Origin of the sequence: Komagataeibacter intermedius TF2 (assembly GCF_000964425.1) — a bacterium.
Taxonomy (GTDB): domain Bacteria; phylum Pseudomonadota; class Alphaproteobacteria; order Acetobacterales; family Acetobacteraceae; genus Komagataeibacter; species Komagataeibacter intermedius.
Genome location: NZ_BANF01000877.1, coordinates 1 through 1,170, shown reverse-complemented (window position 1 = coordinate 1,170; position 1,170 = coordinate 1). Strand labels below are relative to the sequence as shown.

Here is a 1,170-nt window from a genome sequence, read left to right as displayed (position 1 = left end):
CTTATACTACGGGCTATCACCTTTGACCTATATGAGCCCATTTTCTGAGGCCGATGGATCGGATGGTCTGTGGCAGGGCGGTGAGGTTGTTCCATGCGGTGCATGCGGCTTCGATGATGTGTTCGATGCCGCTGAACACGGTGTTGGACAGCCAGTTGGCGCGTAGGAACTGCCAGATATTCTCGACCGGGTTCAGTTCGGGCGCGCGGGACGGCAGGAAGATCAGGCTGACGTTGCGCGGCAGTCTGAGTTTGGGTGTTGTATGCCAGCCGGCACGATCGAGCAGGACGACGGCATGCGCTCCGCGTGCGACGCAGCGTGAGATTTCCTCGATATGCAGTTGCATGCTGGCCGTGCCGGTAAACGGCAACACCAGGCCTGCCGCCTTGCCGAGTGCGGGGCAGATGGCGCCGAACAGCCAGGCATTCTCATAGCGTTGATCGGCAGGCTGGCGTGGTCGGGTGCCACGCCGCGCCCATTGCCGGACAAGACCGTTTTTCTGCCCGATGCGGGCCTCGTCCTGCCACCAGAGTTCAATCCGCCTGCCTCTGGGCAGATGCCCGGTGTGGGCGCTCAGGATCGTGGGGAAGTTTTTTTAAACGCGTCCATGACGGACGGATCCTGTCCGGGGTGACGCGGACGCGCGCTGACGTGGCTGAACCCAAGCCGCTTCAACAGGGCGGAGACATGGCGTTCGTGATAGGAGACGCCAAAACGCTCTTCGATGACCCGCTGAAGATCGACCCGACGCCAGCGCACCACGCCGTCCCGGGCACGGTCAGGCCCTGTCGTGACCAGCGCCGATAATTCTGCCAGTTGGTCCGCTGTCAGGCGGCAGACCGACCCGTTGCGCCACTGATCGTGCAAGCCATCCGGCCCCGCAGCATTGAACCGGTGCACCCAGTCCCGCAGGGTTTGCCGGTCCATCCCGCCGATCCGCGCCGCTTCGCCCCGGCTGGCACCGTCGCGCACCGCAGCCAGAGACAAAAGGCGCCGTGCAACATTCGCATCCCGCGTACGAGAGGCCAGACGCCGTAACGCAGAAGCCGTATAATCCGTCCGTAAGGCAATCGCACCAGCCATTCCCGATCCTCCCTCTCACGACAGAATCAGAACAGGCCCTTCGCGTCACTTCACAGATGAGTCAGAGACAGTAGCCCTTGGTATTAC

1 protein-coding gene is annotated in these 1,170 nt (G+C 62.5%); it reads right to left on the bottom strand.

The genetic code is table 11. The features are described from left to right. Positions 1 to 16: 16 nt before the first annotated feature. A protein-coding gene (locus tag B7449_RS19430) for an IS630 family transposase (RefSeq protein ID WP_110571345.1) occupies positions 17 to 1,083 on the bottom strand; the annotation gives its coding sequence in 2 pieces (ribosomal slippage) (positions 17 to 597 and positions 597 to 1,083; 1,068 coding nt in all). Positions 1,084 to 1,170 lie beyond the last annotated feature (87 nt).